Source organism: Sphingomonas sp. NPDC079357, assembly GCF_044901155.1.
GTDB lineage: Bacteria > Pseudomonadota > Alphaproteobacteria > Sphingomonadales > Sphingomonadaceae > Sphingomonas.
The window spans coordinates 1694977-1718226 of record NZ_JBJDOM010000001.1; the positions used below are offsets into that span (position 1 = coordinate 1694977).

Below are 23250 nucleotides of genomic sequence, written 5' to 3' on the forward strand. Positions count from 1 at the left end.
GTCATGCGCCTGTAGCTAAATCCCATAACAATTTGGCGTTGAAGACAATGATAACGCCCGCGATGCCCCAAGTGGAGCAGGCAAGCCATCGGGGAATGACCAATGCGCCCATCTTCCCACGGTTCGCGGTGAAAAGCACAAGTGGAACAACCGCGAACGGCAGTTGCGCGGACAGCACCACCTGGCTCAGCACCAGCAGTTTGGCAGTTGCCCGCTCGCCATACCATGCCGTTACGAACAGCGCCGGGACGAGCGCGATGCCACGCGTGATCATCCGGCGGAAGAAGGGTGGCAGCCGGATCGAAAGAAAGCCCTCCATAACGATCTGGCCTGCCAGCGTTGCTGTGACCGCGGAATTTTGTCCCGATGCAAGCAGCGCCAGCGCAAAGGCGGTTGCCGCGACAGAGGCGCCCAGTGCAGGTGCGAGCAGACGATGCGCTTCCTGGATTTCGATGACGATGCGGCCCGAACCATGGAAAGTGGCTGCGGCCAGGATCAGGATCGCAGCATTGATCGACAGCGCGAACAGCAATGCAAGGGTCGAATCGATCGTCGCGAAGCGCACGGCCTCACGGCGCCCAGCTGGCGTTTCGTCATAAGCGCGTGTCTGAACGATCGACGAATGCAAGTAGAGATTGTGGGGCATCACGGTGGCGCCCATGATCCCCACCGCTATGTAGAGCATGAGGGGATTGGTCACGATCTCGCGGCGCGGCACAAACCCCTGCATAACCGCAGACCAGTCCGGTGAAGCGAGGACCATCTCGATCACAAAGCAGGTGAAGATCGTCACCAGCAGCGCGAGAACAAATGCCTCGACCAGCCGGAAGCCCCAGCGTTGCAGCAGCAGGATCAGCAGGACGTCTAGTCCGGTCAGCGCGACGCCCCAGAGCAGCGGGATACCGAACAGCAGCTGGAGCGCGATCGCCGTGCCGATCAACTCGGCAAGATCGCATGCGCATATCGCGAGTTCACACATGACCCACAGCAGCAGCGCGACCGGCTTTGAGAAATGATCGCGACAGGCCTGCGCCAGGTCGCGTCCGGTAGCGATGCCCAGTCGGACCGCGAGATGCTGCAGCAGCATGGCCATGACGTTCGACAGCAATATGACCGACAGCAATGTATAGCCGAATGCAGACCCGCCATAGAGGTCGGTAGCCCAGTTACCCGGATCCATATAGCCGACGGCCACAAGATAGCCGGGGCCGAGAAATGAGCATAGTCTGCGCCAGCCGCGGCCCTCGACCGGAACGCTCCGAAAAACCTCCATCAGCGATGGCGCCGGCCGTTCCCGGCGCCATCCCTTTGCCATGTCAGGCCCGTGCATCGTGCCGTCCTTCCTGCCCGCAGCCCAGGCGCGGGGCGCGCCCTTTCTCAAACCTCGTTGCGCGCCATGAGCCCGGCGATGTGATCGGCCTGACGGATGGCGAGGGCGACGATGGTGAGGGTCGGGTTTTCTGCAGCGCTTGTCGTGAACTGGCTACCGTCGGACACGAACAGGTTCTTTACCTCATGGGCCTGTCCCCACTTGTTGACCACTCCGTCATCCGGCTTTTCGCTCATCCGGTTGGTGCCCAGATTGTGGGTCGAGGGATAGGGCGGCGTCAGGATAGTGCGTTTGGCGCCGACGGCCTCGTAAAGCGCCGTGCTTTGACGATAGGCATGGGTGCGCATCGCGTCGTCATTGGGATGGTCGTCATAGTGGACATTGGCGATCGGCATGCCGAAACGGTCCTTCTCGGAGCCGTTCAGCGTGACGCGGTTGTTCGCTTGGGGAAGATCCTCGCCGACAATCCAGAGGCCGGCCATATGATCATAACTGTCCAGTACCGACGAAAAATCGCGTCCCCACGCCCCGGGACTGAGGAAAGCCGCAGTGAATGGCACACCGAGCGAAATCGTCTCCAGCTCGAACCCGCCGACATAGCCGCGCGCTGGATCGTTGCGTGCTTCATCGCGCACGATGCCGGCCATCGTCGTGCCGCGATACATATGCACCGGCTTGTCGAACACGGCGTAGACGGACCCGGTCGTGTGGCGCATATAGTGACGCCCGACATGACCCGAGCCATTGGCCAGCCCGTCCTTGAACAGGTTGCTTTGCGAGTTGAGCAGCAGGCGTGCGCTTTCGATCGAATTGCCGGCCACCGCAATGATGCGCGCCTTTTGCAGATGCATGGCACCGGTCGTGTCGGCATAGACGACGCCCGTTACCTTGCCGCGCGCATCATGCTCGATACGGATCACCTGCGATTCAGGACGAACTTCCAGATTGCCGGTCGCCTCGCCCTTAGGAATCTCGGTATAGAGCGTCGACCATTTCGCGCCCGACTTGCACCCCTGGAAACAAAAACCGATCTGCTGGCAGCTGCCGCGACCATCGCGCGGCTGGCTGTTGATAGACATATTGCCAGTATGGAATTCCTTGTAACCGAGCTTTTGTGCGCCGGCGGCCAGGACCTTGTAATTGTTGTTCCCGGGCAAACGGGGAATGCCGTTCGTTCCGGTCGTCCCCATCTTGAACTCGGCCTTGGCATACCAGGGGGCCATTTCCTCGGCCGTGATCGGCCAGTCGAGCAGCGCGGCGCCGGGAATGTCGCCGTAAGTCGAGCGCGCCTTCCACTCATGATCCTGGAACCGCAGCGATGCGCCCGCCCAATGGGTCGTCGTGCCACCCACCGCCTTTACGATCCACGCCGGCAGGTTGGGGAAATCCTTTGCGACGCGCCAGCTTCCCGAGGTGGTGCGTTTGTCGCGCCAGGCGAGTTGAGCAAAGCTCTCCCATTCGTCGTTGATGAAGTCTGGGATCTCGTAGCGGCTGCCGGCCTCCAGGCAGACCACCTTGATCCCCTTCTGCGCGAGCTCGTTAGACAATGTGCCGCCGCCCGCGCCCGAACCGATGACCACGACGACGCTGTCGTCGTTCAGGCTGAATTTGGTAGCCATATGCTTATCCTCTTGTCGGGCCGCACTCAGGCGGGCAGCCAGTCGATGTCGTTGAAGCCCCGGTGGATATATCCGCCCTGCTCGGCCGAAGAGCCCTCGTAGCCAAGCTGGGTCCATACCTCAGGCTGGTTGTAGAGCGCGGTGACCATCTCGGAACGCATCCGCGCGAAGAACGGAGTGCCTTCGATCGACTTGAGCACCGTGATGCGATCGGCCTCGGACGCGACGGCCACATAGGGGCTCCCCTTCAGCTTCATCGCAGCCGCGTCGAGCAACCCCACGCCATCGGTCAGCAGGGTCTTGCTTGCCGCCTCCGCGGCGACGCTGGTGTCGATGGCGGCGACCGCATTCTCATAATAGGCGTCGGGAAGCCGGTCGTGCGGATAGAGGTCGCGCGCGACCTTCACCAGGGTCGGCGCTGTGGCCGGCGTCACGGTCTTGAGCGTTGCCGCAAAGGCGCCACGATCGGAAAATGTCCCGACGATGCCTGCCAGCGCGGCCGCCCCCGCGGAGCGGCCGATAAATGCTCTCCGGTTCAATTTTATGGTCTTGTCTACGAGTCTCATGCAACCCCTCCCGGGTTTCCTGTTGTGGCGACGGTCGAGAGGCTGCTCAGCGGTATCGTCCGTGATGCTGCAGCACTTCGATCTTGTATCCGTCCGGGTCGGCGATGAAGAAGAAGCGGGCCATCAGCGCGCCCTCCCGGAAGAATTCCTTGATGGGCTGGGGCGCGATGCCGAGCTTTTCCATCCTGGCATGCTCGGCGTCGAGGTCCGCGACAGCCACTGCGACATGGCCATAGCCGTCGCCATGCGTATAGGGCTCGGTCCGATCATCGTTTACCGTGAGTTCGATCTCCACGTCGTTCTCCGGGTTCCGCAAATAGACCAGCGTGAAATCGTCGAAAGGAAATCGATCCGCGACTTCGAGACCGAGTGCATCGCGATAGAAAGCGGTTGATGTCTCCTCGTCGAGCACGCGGATCATCGAATGAATTATCTTGGCCATGTCAGGCGATGCCTCTTTACTTGCCGGTGGTGAGGTAGGTGACGAGCGCCTGGCGCTTCGTCGCGTCAGCCTGCCGATAGTTCATGACGCTTCCCGGGACGGCCGCGTTGGAGTCCGCGAGCCAGCGATCGAGGTTCACGGCATTCCACTTCATCGGACTGCGCTTGAGCGCGGGCGAATAGCCGAAGCCGGGCTGTTTGCCCGCTGTCTTGCCGACGATTCCGGCAAGGGATGGTCCCACGCGTATCTCGCCGGGCTTCATCGAATGACAGGCCGCGCATTGCTGGGTGAACAGGCGCGCACCCGTCGGCGGTGCGGATGGCGGCACCGACTGAGCGTGGCTTTGGCTGATCTTGGCGATCGCGAAGAAACCGAGAATGAGTCCGATCCTGATGAACTTCCAGCGGTAGCGATACAGGGTGGCGGTTTGCATGAATCCCTCTCGAATATTTTTGATATCCGCCCGGTGCGGGCCTTGAAGGACTGTTCAGCAAAGCTCGTGCCAATCGCGAAAAGCTATGTTCGCGCGGGGCGGGGTGCGGCGTAAAACCGGGCTTTTCCGGTTCTTGCCACAGGATCGGCTGGAGTGTGTCGGGTTCCTCCAATGGGAACAGCCCTGCGTCATCCGCGCGACACAAATGTGTCACGAGCTGTCGCATCGTGGAACGCGCGCTCAGCTGATCCATCTCGAGATCGCCGCAAAATCAACAATCCGACGAGTTGGCACGCACATTGCGAGACAGCCCCAAGTGGACGCTGCGCTCGACGGAAGCGCGCCGCCGCAACCGCGCTGCACATGCCCGCCGGCCGATCGGGCAAGGGAAAGGAGATCAAAGATGACCGAGGCACTGACACTCAACAAGATTACGAGCCAGAAAGGCATCAGTATCAGCGAGGCCACCCGCCTGATCGCCGATCTGGGCTGGACGCCGTCCTATGTCCAGGACGCGATGGCGTTCCCGACCGACTACAAGATCAGCAAGCCCCCCCGTGATCCGATGAAGCAGGTGCTTCGCTCCTATTTCCCCATGCAGGAGGAAAAGGACAATCGCGTCTATGGCGCGCTCGACGCGGCGCTGCGCGGCGACATGTTCCGCAATGTCGAGCCGCGCTGGATCGAGTGGATGAAGCTGTTCCTGGCGATCATCCCGTTTCCCGAAATTTCGGCCGCCCGCTCGATGGCGACGCTCGGACAGCTTGCCCCGGGCGATCATCTTCGTACCGGGTTCACGATGCAAATGGTGGACGAGTTCCGCCACTCCACCATCCAGATGAACCTCAAAAAATGGTACATGGAGAATTATATCGATCCCGCCGGGTTCGACATCACCGAAAAGGCGTTCGGCAAATGCTACGCCACTACGATCGGCCGCCAGTTCGGCGAGGCCTTCCTGACCGGCGATGCGATCACCGCGTCGAACATCTATCTCCAGGTCGCGGCCGAAACGGCCTTCACCAACACCCTGTTCGTCGCCATGCCGTCGGAGGCCGCGCGCAACGGTGATTATGCGTTGCCGACAGTGTTCCTGTCGGTCCAGAGCGACGAGAGCCGCCATATCGGCAACGGTCACTCGATGCTGATGTCGGTGCTCAAGGAGCCTGACAACCACCTGCTGCTGGAGCGCGATATCCGCTATTCCTTCTGGCAGAACCACATGATTGTCGACGCCGCGATCGGCACGATCATCGAATATGGCACCAAGAATCGCGACAAGAACAAGGAGAGCTATGCGGAGCTTTGGCACCGCTGGATCTTCGAGGACTATTATCGCACCTACATGCTGCCGTTGGAGAAATACGGCATCAAGATTCATCACGACGATGTCCACGAGGCGTTCGATTCGATCGTCAAGAAGGGCTATGTCCACAAGGTCGCGCAGTTCTTCTCGGCCGGCTGGTGGGCCAATTTCTGGCGGATCGAGGCGCAGACCGAGCGCGACTTCGAATGGTTCGAGGCGAAATATCCGGGCTGGTACAATGAATTCGGCGCCTGGTGGGAGAATTACGAAAAGCTCTCCAAGCCCGGCAGCGAACTGATCACCTTCGCCGACACCGGCTACGTCTATCCGCATCGCTGCTGGTCAAGCCTCGTGCCGGCCGTCATCCGCGAGGATTTCTGCGTCGACGAGGTAGACGGCGAGCTCTTCACCTATGCCAGCGAAGTGGACCGCTGGACCCACAAGGAAGCCTTTGCGGGCGAGTATCAGGGGCGCCCGACACCGGCGATGGGCCGCTTTTCCGGTCGCCGCCAGTGGGAGGAAGTCTATGACGGGTGGGACGTCGCCGACGCCATCGTCGACATGGGCTTCGTGCGGCCCGACGGCAAGACGCTGATCGCGCAGCCGCACATGTCGTTCGAGGAGAAGGACATGTGGACCCTCGACCATGTCCGCGGTCACACCATCCGCAGCCCGTTGCTGGCGCTGCGCGAACTGACGCCCGAGGCGCGGGCCAGGCATGTCGAGGACTATCGCAAGGGATTCACGATCCGCCGGATCTGATCTCTCGGCCGCGGACCGGGGAGGCGGGTATGTCCCGCCTCTCCGAGCCCCTTAGCGACTACCTCGTGGAGAACAAAAATGGGACAGGAAATGCTTCAGCCCAGGCCAGCGGTGCATAAGGTGCGCCTGGAGCCGGTCGGCATCGAGATGGAGGTGGAGGAGGGCGAGACCGTGCTTGACGCCGCCTTCCGCCAGGGCGTCGCCCTGCCGCACGGCTGCAAGGAAGGGCAATGCTCCGCCTGCAAATGCATCCTCAATGAAGGGGATGTGGAGCTGCTCAAATATTCGACCTTCGCCCTGTCCGACCCGGAAAAGGAAAGCGGCCAGGTGCTGCTGTGCCGGACCCTCGTCTACAGCGATATCGAAGTCGAGCTGCTCAACTATGACGAGGATCTCCTGTCGCGCTCGATTGCGGTCAGGGCGTTCCCTGGCCGGCTTGCCGGCGTCGAACCGCTCACGCACGATATTGTGCGCATCGCCATAGATCTCGAAGAGCCGATGAAATTCTGGGCCGGCCAGTTCGCCGACCTGACGCTCCACGGCGCGCAAATCACGCGCTCCTATTCGATGGGCAACGCGCCCAGCGAACCCGACCGTCTGGAATTCATCATCAAGAAATATCCCGGCGGCGCCTTTTCCACCGCGATCGCGCAAGCGAAGATCGGTGACACGATCACGGTCAAGGGGCCTTATGGTTCCTGCTTCCGCCGCGAGCAACGCACCGGACCGATGGTCCTCGTCGGCGGCGGTTCGGGGATGGCGCCGCTGATGTCGATCCTGCTCGATCAGGCGGCAAGTGGCGAAACGCGACCGGTGCGCTTCTTCTATGGCGCCCGTACCGTACAGGATCTGTTCGCGCTCGAGATCTTCGCCGATCTTGAGGCGCGCATGCCCGACTTCAAATTCATTCCGGCCCTGTCGCACCCCGAGGATGGCGACGGATGGGCCGGTGAGACGGGCTTCATCCACGACGTCCTTCGCCGTCACCTGCTCGAAATGGACGATACCGAGGAAGCGGACGCCTATAGCTGCGGCCCGCCGCCGATGATCGATGCGGCGCTGCCTATCCTGCAGATGGCCGACGTCGATCCGGCACGGATCTATTTCGACAAGTTCACACCCGCGACGCAACCATGAGGCGCAATGCCTGACAGAAAGGGAGATGACGATGTCTGTACAAGTGCTTGAACCTGAGCAGAAGTCCGCGGCCGCGGGCGCGAAGACCTTTCCGGGGTCCGATAGCCGGGCTTATAATTATTATGAGCCCAAGGGTCGCAAGGCGACCCATTATGAAGACGTCACCGTCGACGTCCAGCCGGACCCTGAGCGCTATTTGCTCCAGGACTGGATCATTTCCTTTGGAGATGGCACGCCGACTTATTCCAAGGACTGGACGTCCATCAAGAGCAGCGACTGGCACCAGTACCGCGCGCCCGATCAGGAATGGGAACGCACGCACTATCAGCGCCAGTCCACCATCTGCGGCATGGTCAAGAATGTGATCGACAATGCCCGCCGCGCTGGCGCACCCAAGCGTTTCGACAAGGCCTGGGTGAAGGTGCTGCAGGATCATCTGGGAGCCTTCAAGCACGCCGAATATGGTCTCGGCACCGCTCTGATGCACGCTCAGCGCTACGGCTATACCCAGATGGTCAACAATGCGATCCTGACCAACTCGTCCTACAAGCTGAGGTTGGCGCAGGATCTGACGCTGTATCTGGGCGAGATCGGGCTCGATATCGAAGGCTTCGACGTCGACGCGGGCAAGCGCAACTGGCTGGAAAATCCGGTCTGGCAGAAGGCGCGCGAACTTGTTGAATCCGCGCGCGGCGCCGGCGATTTCCTTGAGCAGTATTTCATCGTCAACGTGCTGTTCGAGCCGCTGGTCGGCGAGCTGTTCCGCTCCGGCTTCGTCATGCAGCTCGCCGCGGCCCAGAACGACTATTCCTCTCCTGCCGTGATCTCCGCGGCGGAAGCGGACTATGAGCGCAATCTCGCCAACACGGTCGAACTGTTTGCTCTCCTGGTGCGCGATCCCGCTTATGGCGAGGCTAACCGACAGCTGCTGCAGGGCTGGTTCGACAAATATTCGCCGATCGCCACTCAGGCCGCGCTGGATCTTCAGCCGATCTGGTCGCAGCCGCGTGTGAAGGCTGCCCAATTCGCCGAAGCCTACGCTTCGGCGATCAACCGCCTGCAGGCGATCGTATCGGAGATCGGCGTCTTTTCCACGCAGATTCCGATGCCGGAACTCCAGATCGCCGAGCCCGCCGAATAATCGCTCCAGGAAAGGAACACAGGACATGGCCGTTACCACCGAACAGCAACTCTTCACGCCTCTGAAGGACATCACACAGGAACGCACTATATCGCACCAGTGCGGCGTGACGATGAACGACAGCGTCGAGGCGCGCTGCATCGCCGAAATCCTGGAACAGCGTCCGGGGATCAAGGTGACCTATCTCCCCGCGATGATCCGCGTCGATGGGGAGGGCAAGATCGTCTTCGATATGGCCGAGATCAGTGAGGCGCTCGGTCGCGAGATGACCCCGCACATCTTCGAGATATCCACCTCCACCCATTATGGCCGGATGGTGATGGTCGACGAGAACACCGTCATCCTGTTCGGCGACATGGATGAGGCGCTCCAATACGAGTGAACCGCCGATTTGAATGAAGCGATATCGCATCGGCGGCCGCTCCGCCGGCGCTCACTGCCCCACGATAAGCGACCCCACGCCAATGGACGGCGGGGCGTACAGGAGAAGATAGATGGCCAAGATCATGCTTTACGATGCCGAAGCCCGCGCCGCGCTCGCGCGCGGCGTAGACCAGCTTTCCCGCGCCGTCGTCGGCACGCTCGGACCCAAGGGAACCAATGTTATCATGGACCGGCCGATCGGAACGCCGCTTGTATCGCGCGACGGCGTCAGCATCGCGGCCGAGATCGAATTGCCGTGCCGGTTCGAGAATCTGGGCGCGCAGGTCGTTCGCGAAGTCTCGGCCCAGACCAACGAAACTGCAGGCGACGGCACTACGACCGCGACCGCACTCGCCAACGCGCTCGTTCAGGACGGCGTCAAGCTGGTCGAGCGCGACCATAAGGCGGTCGATGTCATAGCGGGTATCGACCAGGCGCGCGACGTCGTCCTCAAGGCGCTGCGCGACAGTGCGCGCCCGGTGCGGCAGGGCGAACTGCGAATGGTCGCCAATGTCGCCGCCACCGAAGCGGCGCTGGGTGAGCTGATCGCCGAAGCCTTGGAACGGGTTGGCTCCGAGGGCGTCGTCCATATCGAATATGCCCTTGCCGGTTCACCGACGCGGCTGGAGGTGGATGAAGGGCTCGTCCTCGATCGCGGCTTCGTATCCCACCATATGGCAACCGACAGTTCGAGCCTCGCTGCCGAACTCGACAATCCCGCCATCCTGTTGACCGACCATAAGGTACCCGCAGCCGAACCGATCCTGCGCATTCTTGATCAGCTCAAGGCGAGCGGACGGCCGTTGCTGCTCGTGGCGGACGAGATCGCCCCGGACGTCATCGCCGCTGTGATGCAGGCCCGCCTTCAGGGGCGCGGCACGGTGGTCGCGATCAATCCGCCGGAATTCGGTCATTGGCGAAAGGCGATGATGGAGGATCTCGCGATCATGACCGGTGGACGGGTGATCGCCCGGGACTTGGGCGGCCGGATCGAGGATGTGACGCTCGACGATCTCGGCAACGCGACCCGCGCCCGCATCTCCGCATCCTCCACGGTGATCCTGGGCGGCAACGGTGAAAAGGCCCTGATCGACGGACGGCGCAAACTGGTCCAGCGGCTTTGGGACGAGGCGCCGCAGAATATCGAACGGGACAAGTTTGCCGACCGGCTGGCCAAGCTCACGCGCGGCACCGCCCTGCTGCTCGCCGGCGGCGCCACGCCGGTCGAACAGAAACGCACCGCACAACTTCTGGAGGATGGTCTGAACGCGGCCCGCGCCGCGCGCGACGAAGGTGTCGTGGCCGGGGGCGGCACCGCGCTCGTGCAGGCCGCTGCGCGGCTCGACCCGCTGGTGGAGGAGACGATCGACGGCGCGCAGGTCGGGGTCATGCTGGTGCGCGACGCGATCAAGCAGCCGCTCGCGATCATCGCCACCAATGCTGGCCAGGACGGTGCCGCCGTCGTCGCGCGGGTCGCCGGGGAGGGGCACGGGTTCGGCTTTGATGCCAGGAACGGCACGTTCGCCGACATGTTCGAGGCTGGTGTCATCGATCCGGTGAAGGTGACATGCACGGCGCTTGAAAATGCGATATCGGTGGCGAAGCTGATCCTGACGACGCATTCGCTCGTGGTGGACCTTCCCGAAGGCGTCGATCCGACCGCCGGACCCGCGCGGGGTGGCGGCGCGGAAGTCTACGGCCGGGCCTGATCGGCGCGGATCGGCGAGCGCCATCGCGCCCACTCCGCTGCCGAGGGGTGCTTTTCGTGAGCGGCGCGGAAAGCACCCCATTTCACTGAATGGCGAGTGGCCAGGACAGGATGGATATGACGTCTGATCGCTACGACAACGCCTACAGGCAGCTTGCCAGGGTCATCCCCCGGACGCGGCTTATCACCGATCCGCTCCGCACGCTTGCCTATGGGACCGACGCGAGCTTTTATCGGCTGATCCCCAAGATCGTGGCAATCGTGGAGAGTGAAAACGAAGTGTGCCACCTGCTGTCGGTCGCGCGGGCGAACGCGACACCCGTTACCTTTCGCGCGGCGGGCACCAGCCTTTCGGGCCAGGCGATCAGCGACAGCATATTGATGGTGTTGGGGGACGGCTGGCGGACAAGCGACGTCGCGGCGGACGGCTCGACCATCCGGCTGCAGCCCGGTGTCATCGGCGCCACCGCCAACCGTCTGCTCGCGCGTCACGGCCGCAAGATCGGCCCGGATCCCGCTTCCATCGCCACGGCGAAAATCGGCGGCATCGCCGCGAACAACGCCAGCGGCATGTGTTGCGGCACCACGCAGAACAGCTACCACACGCTCATCGCGATGCGGATCATCCTGGCTGACGGCACGCTGCTCGACACCAGTGATGCCGAGAGCCGCGCCGCCTTTACCCGCAGTCACGGCGCGATGCTGATAGAGTTGCGGCAGATGGGAGAGCAGGTGCGGGGGAACACCGCGCTGGCCGATCGCATCGCGCACAAATTTGCGATCAAGAACACCACCGGATACGCCCTCAATGCACTGACCGATTTCACCGATCCGATCGATATCCTCCAGCATCTGATGATCGGATCGGAGGGGACGCTCGGCTTCATCGCAGAAGTGACGCTCGCCACCGTCGCAGACGCAAGTTTCAAGGCGAGCGCCCTCCTATTGTTCGCCGATATCGATGCCGCAGCCCGCGCGGTCATCACTTTGAAGGCGCTGCCGGTGGCGGCCGTCGAGCTCATGGATCGTGCCTCCCTGCGTGCGGTCGACGGCAAGCCAGGCATTCCGGCGCATATCGCAGGAGTGGGGCCGGATGCGGCTGCGTTGCTCGTCGAAACCCGCGCCGACGATGCCGTGAATCTCGCGGCTCAGTTAGAGACCCTCACCGAAGCCCTTGCCGGTCATGACACGATCGTGCCGATCCAGTTCGAAAGCGATCCTGCGATCACCGATGCCTACTGGAAAGTACGCAAGGGCCTGTTTCCGGCGGTGGGCGCGATGCGGCGGCCGGGAACCACCGTCATCATCGAGGATGTCGCCTTCCCCATCGAGCATCTCGCCGCTGCCACTGGAGAGCTACAGCGTCTCTTCGCCGTCCATGGCTATGACGAGGCGATCGTCTTCGGCCATGCCCTGGAGGGCAATCTACACTTCGTTTTCACCCAGGATTTCGCCACGCCCGCTGAAATCGAACGCTATCGTCGGTTCATGGACGAGGTGGTTTCGATGGTCGTCCGCTTCGATGGCTCGCTCAAGGCCGAGCATGGCACGGGGCGCAATATGGCTCCCTTTGTCGAAGCGGAATGGGGGTTTCGCGCTTACGCGCTGATGCAGGATATCAAGGCGCTGTTCGACCCTGAATTCCTGCTCAACCCGGGCGTCATCCTCAACGATGATCCCCACGTCCACCTGAAGGACCTGAAACCGCTGCCGGCGACCGACATTCTGGTCGATCAATGCATGGAGTGCGGCTTTTGCGAACCGAGCTGCCCTTCGCATGGTTTCACGCTGTCGCCGCGACAGCGGATCGTCGGTCAGCGTGAGATCGCAAGGCGCCGCAAGACAGGCGAAGACGCCGAGGAGCTCGAAAGGCTCTTCGCCTATGCCGGCGTTGACACCTGCGCCGCCTGCGGCCTGTGTGCTAATGCCTGCCCGGTGGGCATAGAAACCGGTCTGCTGATGAAACAGGATCGGGGCGAGCGCCGCGGCGCTTTGGCGCGCAGCACCGGCAGCGTCATCGCCGGTCATATGGACATGGCCATGGCCACGGTGCGTGCCGCCCTTGGTGCGGCCGACCTCGCCGGACGCCTGGTCGGGCGCGAGACGGTGCGCCGGCTCTCCAACGGCGTGCGCAGCCTGTCGGGTGATAGACTGCCGCAAATGCCCCGGAACATGCCGCGGCCCGCGCGCTTCGACGCAAGCGCCGCGCCGTCCGGACCCGAAAGCCTGCTCTATGTCCCGAGCTGCGTCAGCCGCGTGATGGGACCTGCTGCCGGGGACCATGATGCCCGGCAGCTTCCCGATGTCGTGCGTTCGCTGGGCAAGCGCGCTGGCCTCGCGCTTCATTGTCCCGCCGGCGCGGATGCCCTGTGCTGTGGAATGCCGTGGGAGAGCAAGGGGCTGATCGAAACCGCCGACGAGATGGCGGACCGGATGCTGGACATCATGGCGAACGGCGTCGGCGATGCACGCGCCGTCCTGATGGACACCAGCCCATGCGCGTTCCGGCTGCGCCGCCGGATCGCGGCGACGGATCGCCCTCTCATGATCCTCGACATCGCGGACTTCCTGCACGACCTGGTCCTCCCACGGGTGGACATCACGCCCGTGGATGGGCCGGTCATGCTTCACATCACCTGTAGCAGCCGCCGCATGGGCCTCGAAGCCAAGCTTGCGGCCGTGGCGCGCGCCTGCGCCTCTCAGGTTGTGATACCAGAGGATGTCGGCTGCTGCGGTTTCGCGGGCGACAAGGGCTTCACAACGCCGGAACTGAACGACCACGCGCTGCGGCATCTTGCCGACGCTGTACCGGAACAATGTGGCGGCGGCTATTCGACCAGCAGGACTTGCGAAATCGGCCTCGCCGACCATGCCGGCATATCCTACCGGTCGCTGGCCTATCTGGTCGATGAAGGAATGAGGAGAGGGGGGTAGCAGATTACTACCACATTGCCGCTGCGCGGTGTATCTTTGACGAATATCAAAAGCGGAAGTCTCCGGCAAAGAGAGACTCGCGACGAGTGAGAGGAGTTCGCGTTGAAAAGCGACGTAAAGAGCGTGACGTGGCCGCGCTTCGCCCCGAAGGTGACCGACACGGCCTGGCCTTTCCCGAAGCAGTGCGATGGCCGTCCTACAGACCAATTTCAACTCTCGCAGCAATTGCGGCCAGCGAGGGAGTGGGCGGCATGACCGATCATTTATCAATGGATGAAAGAAAGCTCCGGACGACCTTCCAGGTCCTGGATGCACGGGACTTCGAGGTCAGCAAGGCGTGGGAACATTTCGTTTCCGGATCAACGCTGGATCGCTCGCCGGTTCGAGAAGTCGTCATCAAATCCTGGCAGCGATGTCGTCATTCCAAGGTCAACCTCGCTGTCGACGTGGCGCCGCAACTGGACAGTGACATCCTTGGATCACTCCGCCGCAAAAATCGCGAGCTTCTTCAGGCTGCCGCGCCGACGCTCTCCGAAGCCGCCGACGTCCTGGCCGGCACGAACTCACTCATGTTGATCACCGACCCGAAAGGCATCGTGCTTGATTCCGTGGGCGACCGGAAGGCGGTTCACGCCGGTATGGATATTGCGCTTTCACAGGGAGGACAGTGGCAGGAAGGCAATGCCGGGACGAACGGTATCGGCACGGCATTAGCGATCGGTCAGGCTGTGATGGTCCATGCCGGCGAGCATTATTGCGAAGGCATCAAAGGCTGGAGTTGTGCGGGCGCACCGATACACGACCCGGTGGATGGCAGTATCATCGGCATCCTCGATATCTCGGCGAAGAAGCAGGAATCGAGTACGCAGATGCTCGCGCTCGCCGTCGTGGCGGCGAGCCAGATCGAGCAGGCCCTGATGCGGCAGACCGAAGCGCAGCAGCTTCGCCTGATGGAAATGGGGCTGGAGCACAGCCAGCGCCATTCCGGCGATGGCCTGATTGCTATCGATGCCAAGGGGCGGATCGCCTATATGAGCCGCCTTGCGCAGCGCATGCTGGGCGAGCGCATCGACAGTGCCTTGCCCGAACTCAAGCGTGGGATGCGCTTGCTCGACAGTTCCGGTCGACCGATGCGGGAACTCGTTCCGGATCTTCCGCGTGATTGGCTTCGTCCGTTGCTCGCTGACGGCGATGTTACCGGACACCTGCTCGTCATACCCGCGCGCTCCGTCGCCCGTCCCGTCCCGGCAACACGTGCCGTCGCAGACGAGGCAGATCCTGCCCGATCCCAATTCGACAGCATTGTCGGCGTGAGCGACGGTATTAGGCACACCATTGCCCAGGCTAAGCAGATTGCCGCGCTTAACGTGCCGGTGCTCATCGAAGGCGAAACCGGCGTGGGCAAGGAATTGTTCGCGCGCGCGATCCACGGGCAGAGCGCGGTCGCCCGTGGCCCGTTCGTGCCGTTCAACTGCGGCGCGGTTTCCAGGGAGATGCTGGCAAGCGAACTGTTCGGTTATGCGAAAGGCGCATTTACCGGCGCAAACACTGAAGGGCGCATCGGCCGCTTCGAGCAGGCCGATGGCGGCACGCTTTGCCTCGATGAGATCGGTGAACTTCAGCTGGAGCTTCAACCCTATCTCTTGCGTGTCCTAGAAGAGGGCGTGATCTATCGGGTCGGCGACAATGTCCCGCGCCGCGTTAATGTGCGTATCCTGGCGATGACCAATCGCGATCTCCGCGCCGAGGTTGCCGCGGGGCGTTTCCGGCTTGACCTCTATCACCGCCTTAGCGTGACGGCGATCGAAGTTCCGCCGCTGCGCCAGCGGACCGGCGACCTGGAATGCCTGATCGACTATTTCAATCCGCGTGTCGCCGACCGCCACGACCGTGAACCTGTGCGGTTTACGGCGGAAGCGATGGCCCGGCTCAAAGCCTATTCCTGGCCGGGCAACGTCCGCGAACTCCGCAACGTCGTCGAGCGCGGGATCCTCTTCGCACAGGATGGTATTGCCGACCTTGCTTGCCTGCCCAGGGAGATCGCCTTTGGAGAACAGGCAGTGGAGCTGCCGATTCCCGTTTATCCCAATGACCCCGCGTCACAGGATGCTGGCGGACCCGAGCAGGCTGCGATCAATCGGGCCATGCGGGTGGCGGGCGGGAACCTGTCGGCTGCTGCAGCCATATTGGGCATTTCGCGCAGTACGCTCTATCGCAAGATGAATCATTACGGCCTGAAACGATCGAATCCCTTCGATTTGCTCAGCCGATTTGGCATGCCTGCCGGAGAAAGCTGAGTTCGCCCTGCGTTTCGCCGCGAGTGGCGGAATGATGTAGTATTATTATATGCAATACTGTGATTACTAGGTAACATATTCAATAAAATGCCTTTTTATTAACAGTTTTATTGGACATTGGGCTGAATATTTCACACTATTCCCGCGCAAATTGCGAAAAACGCGAGAATCAATAGCAAGCGGGAGAGGATTTATGAGGTCTATTCTTGGTACAGCCTTGTCTGCTATTTGCGCTTCCCTCGGTGTGGCGTGCTTTTCGGCGACGGCGAATGCGACGGAATTGGAGCCCTATGAGTTCGTGACGGTTCCCGCCGGGACCACGGTCTTTCTCGGCTATGCGCTCTATGGCCATCATGACCAGTTCAAGCCCGAGGGCGGCCCGAAGCTGGACGACGGCACCAATCTCGATCTCAAGCTCAGCATCGCGCGCCTCGCGCACTATTTTGAAATCGGTGATACGCTGGCGCTCGTCGAGGTGCTGCAACCGATCGGCACCCTCGATAAGGCACGCATCGGCGGCCAGCGATTCAAGCGCAGTTCAGGGCTGGGCGACACGATCCTCGCTGCGGCGCTATGGCCGATCAACGATAAGGAACGACAGACCTATCTGGGCGTCACCCTATATCTGACGGTTCCTACCGGCAAATATGACAAGCTGGAAACGATAAACCTCGGGGGCAATCGTGTCGTCTACGATCCGCAGATCGCCCTGCACCAAGGATTCGGAGATCATTGGTCGTTCGATCTGACCGCTGACATGATCCTCTATGGTCACAATAAGAAGGCAGGCGTTCTGGGCGAACAGACCTTGTCGCAAAAGACCAGCGTCCAGGCACAGGCATTTGTGAACTACAAATGGCCTGGCGGTCTCGCCACGTCGATCGGCTATCAGGGTTTCCGAGGGGGCAAGCAAAAGCTGGACAGCATCGCCAACGGACAACGGACGGAGTTCGATGAAATGCGTTTCGTCGCGAGCAAATTCGTGACCCCGAAATTCCAATTGCTCGCGGAGGTCAATCATCAGTTCAACGTCGATGGGGGGTTCCGCCAGGATATCGGCTTCCTGCTGAGAGGGCTTTACGTCTTCTGAGGCCGCCACATCCCGAACGCGGGACAGATGTAGCGGATGTGATCCAGTGCGCGACAGGATGACACATATTTGTGTCATCGCGGATCTGATGATGGACGCGAAATCACGCAATCAGGCGGGACGCCGATTTGGCACGAAACATGATTAGGATTCTTCAGGCCCGTCGAAGCGCGGGCTTTTGGAAGGGTGCATGTGTCGGCTGTTCCAGTTGAGCGATCCAGGCAGTTACATGTTGCGCACCCGCAAGATACGGATTCACGGCCATTCGACGTCGGTAAGGCTCGAGCGGGGCTTCTGGGCTATTCTCGACGAGATGGCGCGCGCCGAAGGCAAGAGCGTCGGGCGTCTTGTGACGCAGCTCTACGATGAAGTACGGCGAACGGAGGCCGACCTGACCAATTTCGCCTCATGCCTGCGCGTCATCGCGCTCCACTACGGCATTTATTACGCGGACCAGTTCGCGCCTCACACAAAGACAAAGGGACCGGCCTGGCTTCTGGTCGGAAATTCCAATGAACGGTGAAACGATCCAGTCCGACGGTGAGATCGTGCAGTTTCCCTGCCTTCAGGACAATTATGGCTTTCTGGTCCGCGATCATGCCAGCGGTGAGGTGATCGCGGTCGATACGCCCGATGCCGATGCGATCCTGGCTGCCCTCGACGAACGCGGATGGCCGCTGACCTATATCCTCAACACCCACTGGCATGAGGACCATGTCGGCGGGAACCTGGCGCTCAAAGCAGCGACCGGCGCGCGCGTCATAGCGCCGGCCATCGAATGCACGCGGATACCCGGCGTTGACATCGCCATCGGCGACGGCGCGGTCATCTTCCTTGGCGGTCTTACCATTGCGGCAATGGCTACCGGCGGGCACACGCTCGGGCATCTGAGCTATCATATACCGCGTCTCAATGCCGTATTCGTGGGCGATACACTGTTTGTCATGGGGTGCGGACGAATCTTTGAAGGGTCGCCCGGCATGATGTGGGAAAGTCTGCAACGGCTTGCTGCGCTGCCCGAAGAAACGAAGGTTTACTGCGCACATGAGTATGCCGCCGCCAATGCGCGTTTCGCGCTCACCGTGGACAATGGTGCGGAAACAACCGACCGCGCAAACGACATCTTCGCAATGCGCGATCACGGCGAGCCTTCGGTCCCAACGACGATCGGTATCGAACGGCGTACCAACCCGTTCCTTCATCTTCCGCAAATTGCGGGGCGAGGCACGGAGGCCGAAGCGCTGCGCAAGTTCGCAGAGCTGAGGGCACACAAAGACACGTTCTGAGCATTCATTTATCGGCGAATCTTCTACGTCGTAATCCTACGAGGAAGTTATACCATTCCTAACGGCGACGTGTTGCGACGATATCGATGTCGACCCCCACCTCAAGCGCCACCCACTGCCCGCTGCTCCACGCGCCCTGCCCGACGCCAAAGGCGTTGCGAAGGAGCTGGAGACCCGCAAAAACCGGGTAATTTCGGGCTGGCGTGATGACGTCGAGGCTGCGCGGCGCACCAAGGGCATCGTTCGGACCGATTTCCAAGATACCTGGCGTTGATTTCGCCGTTTTTGCCGGCTTGCAGACAGAGTCAGCCTGCGGTTTCTCGGCGCTCGTGGAAGATCAGGCGATTGAAGTTGTAGGCCAGGTTGCAAAGGGTCAGTTTCGCCTCAGCGCGGGCCAGGCCGATGGTGCGGATAAACAGGTTGAACCGGTTCTTCTGATGCGCAAAGACATGCTCAACATGCGCACGGATGGAGGATTTGACGGCATTGGCCCGTGCGGTTGCCTTCGACATCGGCTTGCCCATGGGTTTGCGCCGATGAATTCGGGACGTGAGCATCTGATCCGACAACCACTTCTCGTTGCGCTTGGATCGATAGGCACTGTCAGCCCAGACCTCGGAACTGGTATTGTCCGTGCTGACGACCTGCCGGAGAAGACGCCCGTCCGCTGCTGACGCCGAAGTCACCGCCATGCCTCGGATGAAGCCGAAGCGTCGGTCGATGCTGATGTGGGATTTGTAGCCGAAGACCGGCAGGGCGATCATGGGGAGCGGCGTCCCATCCGCCCGATACCGGACCTTCCCGCCGACTTTGAGAGTCCAGCGGGCGTCGGTATCTTTCTGCGCTGCCTTGTTCGGTTCGTCCGGCCAGATATCCCTGGCGCTCTTGCCCGACTTGATCGCTTCGCGTTCGCCCTCGGTGTTCCGCTGTCTTGGCGCAGGCACCAGCGAGGCATCCACGATCTGCCCGGACATCGGGATGTAGCCCTTCTTCTGGAGTTGCCAGTCAAAGGCCTTCATCACACGCTTGAGCGTTCCCGTCTCGGTCAGGCGATTGCGAAAATGCCGGATCGTGTTCTCGTCCGGCGTTCGATCCCCGAGCGACAGCCCCAGAAACCGCAGCCAACTAAGCCGATCCCGGATCATGAATTCCATCCGAGCGTCTGACAGATTATGCTGCGCCTGCAGGATCAGCGCCTTGAACATCATCACCGGATCGAATGGTGGGCGGCCGCCTTTGCTACCATCGCCATAGCCAAGCCCTTCAACCAGCCACGCCCGGAAATACTCGAAATCCACTGTCTCCTGCAAAACCTCGAGCGGATCGCCTTCCTTGCTCAATGCATCAAGGTGTTCGCTCAAACTGAACAGAGACTTGGGATCCATAGCTCACTCCGTGATCGCGCGCCTTCAATGAATCACCATAGCCGTCCAAACGCTACCGGTTTTTGCGGGTCTCCAGCTTATGAAAGTCGGTTCATCGGGACGACGGGAGGCAACCATTCAGGCGATCGAAGAACTCAGCGCGGGTGTCACCCTCATGCCCGAAGAGGACCGTGTTGAAGCTGAGGTAGAGGATCTAATTCTGGGCAGCGTAATCCCGGAAATCCCACGGCCGCCGCGTCGGGTCTGGACCCGCCTTGCCTACGTTCTAGGTAATATCCATGTCGCCAATACCGGGTTTCCGCCCGCCACCGAGCGCGCCATTCAGAAAGCATTCTTGGGGGTTGAGTAGCAACGGAACAGAAAACCTACATAAGGCGCACCTTCAGGCATCGTCGATACCCACTGCACCGGGGTCGCGTAGCGGCCGAAGTTCGCCGCGCGCCACCATGTCGGGGATGGTGAAGGCGTAGCGTCCGAGCATGTTGATGTGCTTGGTTCCGAGCGGCGAAAGGCGGGCGACGTCCTCGTCCAGGATCACATGACCTTCGGCGCGGAGCTGGTTGAGCGCGGCATCGATGTAGATCGTGTTCCAGAGCACGACTAAATTGACGACCAGCCCGAGCGCACCGAGCTGGTCCTCCTGTCCCTCGCGGTAGCGCTGGCGAAGTTCACCGCGCTTGCCGTGAAAGATGGTGCGGGCAAGCTGATGGCGGCTCTCGCCGCGGTTGAGCTGGACGAGGATGCGGCGTCGGTAGGGTTCGTCGTCGATGAACCGCAGCATGTAGAGCGACTTGATGAGGCGGCCGAGTTCCTGGAGGGCGCGCGCCAGCCTTGTCGGGCGATCGTTGGTCTGGAGGACACGGGTAAGTCCGGTCGCGCGCACGGCGCCGAGTTTCAGTGACCCGGCCAGGCGAAGGAGGTCATCCCAGTGCTCGACGATAAGCCTGGTGTTGATCCTGTTCGCCGCGAGGTCATCCAGCACGCCATAATCGGCCTTGCCATCGACACGCCAAAACCGCGCGCCGCCTATATCGGCGATGCGCGGCGAGAACTGGAGCCCAAGCAGGTGGAAGACGCCGAAGATTGTGTCGGTATAGCCGGCCGTATCGGTCATGATCTCGCTTGGCTGCAATTCGGTTTCCTGGTCGAGCACGACCGCCAGCAGATGGAGGCTGTCACGCAGCGTACCGGGGACCGTCACGGCATTCAGTCCGGAAAAGCGGTCGGAAACCAGATTGTACCAGGTGACGCCACGTTCACGCCCAAAATAGCGCGGGTTTGGGCCGGCGTGGATCGTGCGGACCGGCACGGTAAAGCGTAGCCCATCGGCCGAGGCGACCTCGCCGCCACCCCAGGCGCGGGTCAGTGGGATCCTGTTGTGCGCGGCGACCAGCAGCGCGTTGGCGGCGGTCAGCGTCTCGGCGCGCATGAAGTTCTGTTTCACCCAGCTCAGCCGAGACCGGCGCAGTGCGGGCATCTCGGGACGTACAAGCGGCTCGAACCCGGTATTGGTCGCCTCCGCGACAAGTACTGCGCAGATGGTCGTCGCTATATCCTCGGCGCGCGCATTGCCTTCGCTGGCATGAGTGAACGCCGCCCCGAACCCGGTTTGCGCGTTCATCTCCAGGATCAGCTCAGGGAGATCCAACTGCGGCAGCCGTGCATCAATCGCCTTATGGAGATCGGTGAGGCTGAGCGGCTCGTCGATCTTGTCGAGCGGCCCGATCGACAGGTCGGCACCGCCCGCGGTCTTTGTGATGGTCACTGCATTATTGGCCGGCACGCGCGCTGCTGTCTCGCGGTAGGCGAGATCGATCCGCGCCGACAGTTTGGCGATTTCCTCGTCGCCAGCGACTGCCACGCCGACCGTGCGGCATATCGTCGGTCGGGCCGCTTCCCAGGCGGCCCCCGTCAGCAGGCCCTTGCGCGGGTCGGCATAGCGAAGCGAACGAACGGGAAAGACGTCTCGGCGACGGATGGCACGGCGCAGCCGGTCGAGCGTACAAAGCCGGTAACCGGTCAGATCGAATGCACCGTCATCGGTCTTCAGCTGACGACCCCAGCCCTTGGGGACGAACGCGGTAGGTGCCGGCCCACGGCGCTTTTCACCCTGGTGAACTCTGCGCAGGTGATCGACCGCGTCGAGCAGCGGCTGCCCCGCAGGCGCGGCTGCAAGATCGAGCGCTGCCAGCATCTTCGGCAGATAGCGCATCGTGCCGGCCTGCTGGCGCAACTCGACAAAATAGCTTTCGTCATTTGGTCGGGCAAGCAGGTTCACCTGCGCGACGGCGTCCGTCAACGCCGACCGGTCAACCAGCGCAAACACGGCCGCGCGAACCTTCGCATCGTCAATGCTGTCATCGAGCAGCACGGTGCCGACATCGCGAAGTCGGAGCGATGCAGCGTCGAGATCCCGCAGTGAGCGCATCCGAGCCTCCTTGGCGTTGATGCGCGCATTGGAGGACATCTTGGCCGACACGACGTCGAACAGGTCGATCACATCGTCGCTGGCCGACGCTTCGAGGGTGCGGATGAATGCAACCAAGGTGGCCGCGCGCCGATCGTCGGGAAGCCGGGCTACGGCTTGCGCTTTCGCGGCCCCAGCAAATCGCGCCAAGGCAGCGGCCTTGCTGGGTGGCACGCGGTCAAGTTCGGGCAAGCCCGCGGTGAACGTGCGGATTTCGGTCAGGCGGTCGACGGCGCGACTAATCTCAGGGCCGCTTTGCAGATATGGCCCGTCACGCAGCCGATCGAGCGGGCTTTGCCGTCCGTCCTCGGTAACAGCGACGAGCGTATCAAGCCGGATACGTTGCTCTGGCGTCAGCTTATCGACCAGACGGCTATGAACGTGCGCGGCGACCCGTGTGCGGACCCGCGCAATATCGCGCTCGAGGACGGATAGGCCCGGCAACAGCACCTTGGCTTCGAGCAGCCATATCGCTGCTGCATCGAACAGCGCCGATGGCCGATCAGTGCCCGTCCAGCACAGCGCGTACATGAAACGGTGCAATCGGAACGCGACGTCGGGATCGGAGAAGACGCGGTAGCCATAATGATCGCGAATGCGTGGGCCGTGCCGCCATCGTCCTTTGGTCGCGCAATATCGCGCCATCAGTTCGGCCGATCCGTCGATCGCCAGTTGGTCGCCGGTAAACCGCGTGACCGACGCCGGTGTCTTTGCCGGATCTTCGAGAAAGGTGCCGAGAAGCCTTAACGAGCCAAGCTGCACCGCGACACCGAGCCGGTTGTGGTCGCCGCGGTGCGCGCCGATGAACGCCCGGTCCGCATCGTCGAGATAAAAATGACGCGCCAGCTGTTCCGATGTCGGATCGCCGACGAAGCGACCATATCGCAGTGCTTGGTCATCTGAGAGAAAGCTGACGGGCACCGC

Annotated in this window: 19 protein-coding genes; 11 read left to right on the plus strand and 8 right to left on the minus strand. The window is 61.8% G+C overall.

All coding sequences use genetic code 11. From position 1 onward, the window contains the following. Nucleotide 1: 1 nt before the first annotated feature. From ACI2JO_RS07920 to ACI2JO_RS07940, 5 genes are all read right to left on the minus strand, one after another. Nucleotides 2-1315, minus strand: a complete 1314-nt coding sequence (locus tag ACI2JO_RS07920) for an Nramp family divalent metal transporter (protein ID WP_404720119.1) — start codon at nucleotides 1313-1315, stop codon at nucleotides 2-4. A 62-nt stretch (nucleotides 1316-1377) separates the two neighbouring features. Beyond that, on the minus strand, nucleotides 1378-2910 hold the full coding sequence (locus ACI2JO_RS07925; RefSeq protein ID WP_404720120.1) for a GMC family oxidoreductase: 1533 nt from the start codon (nucleotides 2908-2910) through the stop codon (nucleotides 1378-1380). 65 nt (nucleotides 2911-2975) lie between these two features. Beyond that, nucleotides 2976-3515, minus strand: coding sequence for a gluconate 2-dehydrogenase subunit 3 family protein (locus ACI2JO_RS07930; protein WP_125999134.1), 540 nt, complete (start codon nucleotides 3513-3515; stop codon nucleotides 2976-2978). A gap of 46 nt (nucleotides 3516-3561) precedes the next feature. Beyond that, nucleotides 3562-3957 (minus strand): VOC family protein, encoded by a 396-nt coding sequence (locus tag ACI2JO_RS07935; protein WP_125999135.1) that lies wholly within the window; start codon nucleotides 3955-3957, stop codon nucleotides 3562-3564. 16 nt (nucleotides 3958-3973) lie between these two features. Continuing rightward, on the minus strand, nucleotides 3974-4390 hold the full coding sequence (locus ACI2JO_RS07940; RefSeq protein WP_125999136.1) for a cytochrome c family protein: 417 nt from the start codon (nucleotides 4388-4390) through the stop codon (nucleotides 3974-3976). A gap of 403 nt (nucleotides 4391-4793) precedes the next feature. Between ACI2JO_RS07940 and ACI2JO_RS07945 the strand changes: the two genes are divergently transcribed. The 10 genes from ACI2JO_RS07945 to gloB all read left to right on the plus strand — a co-directional run bounded on the left by ACI2JO_RS07945 (nucleotide 4794) and on the right by gloB (nucleotide 18474). Beyond that, nucleotides 4794-6458, plus strand: coding sequence for a hypothetical protein (locus ACI2JO_RS07945; RefSeq protein WP_404720121.1), 1665 nt, complete (start codon nucleotides 4794-4796; stop codon nucleotides 6456-6458). 111 nt (nucleotides 6459-6569) lie between these two features. After that, on the plus strand, nucleotides 6570-7595 hold the full coding sequence (locus ACI2JO_RS07950; protein WP_404720122.1) for an NADH:ubiquinone reductase (Na(+)-transporting) subunit F: 1026 nt from the start codon (nucleotides 6570-6572) through the stop codon (nucleotides 7593-7595). A gap of 25 nt (nucleotides 7596-7620) precedes the next feature. Then, on the plus strand, nucleotides 7621-8736 hold the full coding sequence (locus ACI2JO_RS07955; RefSeq protein ID WP_404720123.1) for an aromatic/alkene monooxygenase hydroxylase subunit beta: 1116 nt from the start codon (nucleotides 7621-7623) through the stop codon (nucleotides 8734-8736). Between the two features lie 25 nt (nucleotides 8737-8761). Beyond that, nucleotides 8762-9118, plus strand: coding sequence for an MmoB/DmpM family protein (locus ACI2JO_RS07960; protein WP_125999140.1), 357 nt, complete (start codon nucleotides 8762-8764; stop codon nucleotides 9116-9118). Nucleotides 9119-9230: 112 nt separating this feature from the next. Beyond that, nucleotides 9231-10868, plus strand: coding sequence for a chaperonin GroEL (gene groEL / locus ACI2JO_RS07965; RefSeq protein WP_125999141.1), 1638 nt, complete (start codon nucleotides 9231-9233; stop codon nucleotides 10866-10868). Nucleotides 10869-10984: 116 nt separating this feature from the next. Beyond that, a complete protein-coding gene (locus tag ACI2JO_RS07970; RefSeq protein ID WP_125999142.1) occupies nucleotides 10985-13801 on the plus strand; it encodes an FAD-binding and (Fe-S)-binding domain-containing protein in 2817 nt (938 codons plus the stop codon). A gap of 251 nt (nucleotides 13802-14052) precedes the next feature. Then, nucleotides 14053-16098 (plus strand): sigma-54-dependent Fis family transcriptional regulator, encoded by a 2046-nt coding sequence (locus ACI2JO_RS07975; protein ID WP_404720124.1) that lies wholly within the window; start codon nucleotides 14053-14055, stop codon nucleotides 16096-16098. A gap of 193 nt (nucleotides 16099-16291) precedes the next feature. Then, the gene (locus ACI2JO_RS07980) at nucleotides 16292-17188 is read left to right on the plus strand and encodes a transporter (protein WP_125999144.1); all 897 of its coding nucleotides are present in this window, start codon (nucleotides 16292-16294) and stop codon (nucleotides 17186-17188) included. A gap of 190 nt (nucleotides 17189-17378) precedes the next feature. Continuing rightward, nucleotides 17379-17711: a ribbon-helix-helix domain-containing protein gene (locus ACI2JO_RS07985; RefSeq protein WP_404720125.1), complete on the plus strand. Its 333-nt coding sequence runs from the start codon at nucleotides 17379-17381 to the stop codon at nucleotides 17709-17711. Continuing rightward, nucleotides 17701-18474, plus strand: coding sequence for a hydroxyacylglutathione hydrolase (gene gloB / locus ACI2JO_RS07990; protein WP_125999146.1), 774 nt, complete (start codon nucleotides 17701-17703; stop codon nucleotides 18472-18474). Before ACI2JO_RS07985 ends, gloB begins: the two co-directional genes overlap by 11 nt. A gap of 58 nt (nucleotides 18475-18532) precedes the next feature. Here gloB and ACI2JO_RS07995 read toward each other — a convergent pair whose 3' ends face one another. Together ACI2JO_RS07995 and ACI2JO_RS08000 are read right to left on the minus strand one after the other, a co-directional pair. Beyond that, nucleotides 18533-18733: a hypothetical protein gene (locus tag ACI2JO_RS07995; RefSeq protein WP_206435071.1), complete on the minus strand. Its 201-nt coding sequence runs from the start codon at nucleotides 18731-18733 to the stop codon at nucleotides 18533-18535. Between the two features lie 46 nt (nucleotides 18734-18779). Next, nucleotides 18780-19859, minus strand: a complete 1080-nt coding sequence (locus ACI2JO_RS08000; protein ID WP_099186151.1) for a transposase — start codon at nucleotides 19857-19859, stop codon at nucleotides 18780-18782. Between the two features lie 79 nt (nucleotides 19860-19938). Between ACI2JO_RS08000 and ACI2JO_RS08005 the strand changes: the two genes are divergently transcribed. Next, nucleotides 19939-20208: a hypothetical protein gene (locus ACI2JO_RS08005; RefSeq protein WP_404720126.1), complete on the plus strand. Its 270-nt coding sequence runs from the start codon at nucleotides 19939-19941 to the stop codon at nucleotides 20206-20208. Between the two features lie 33 nt (nucleotides 20209-20241). Here ACI2JO_RS08005 and ACI2JO_RS08010 read toward each other — a convergent pair whose 3' ends face one another. After that, entirely contained in the window at nucleotides 20242-23247 is a 3006-nt protein-coding gene (locus tag ACI2JO_RS08010; protein WP_188084617.1) for a Tn3 family transposase, read from the minus strand. Nucleotides 23248-23250 lie beyond the last annotated feature (3 nt).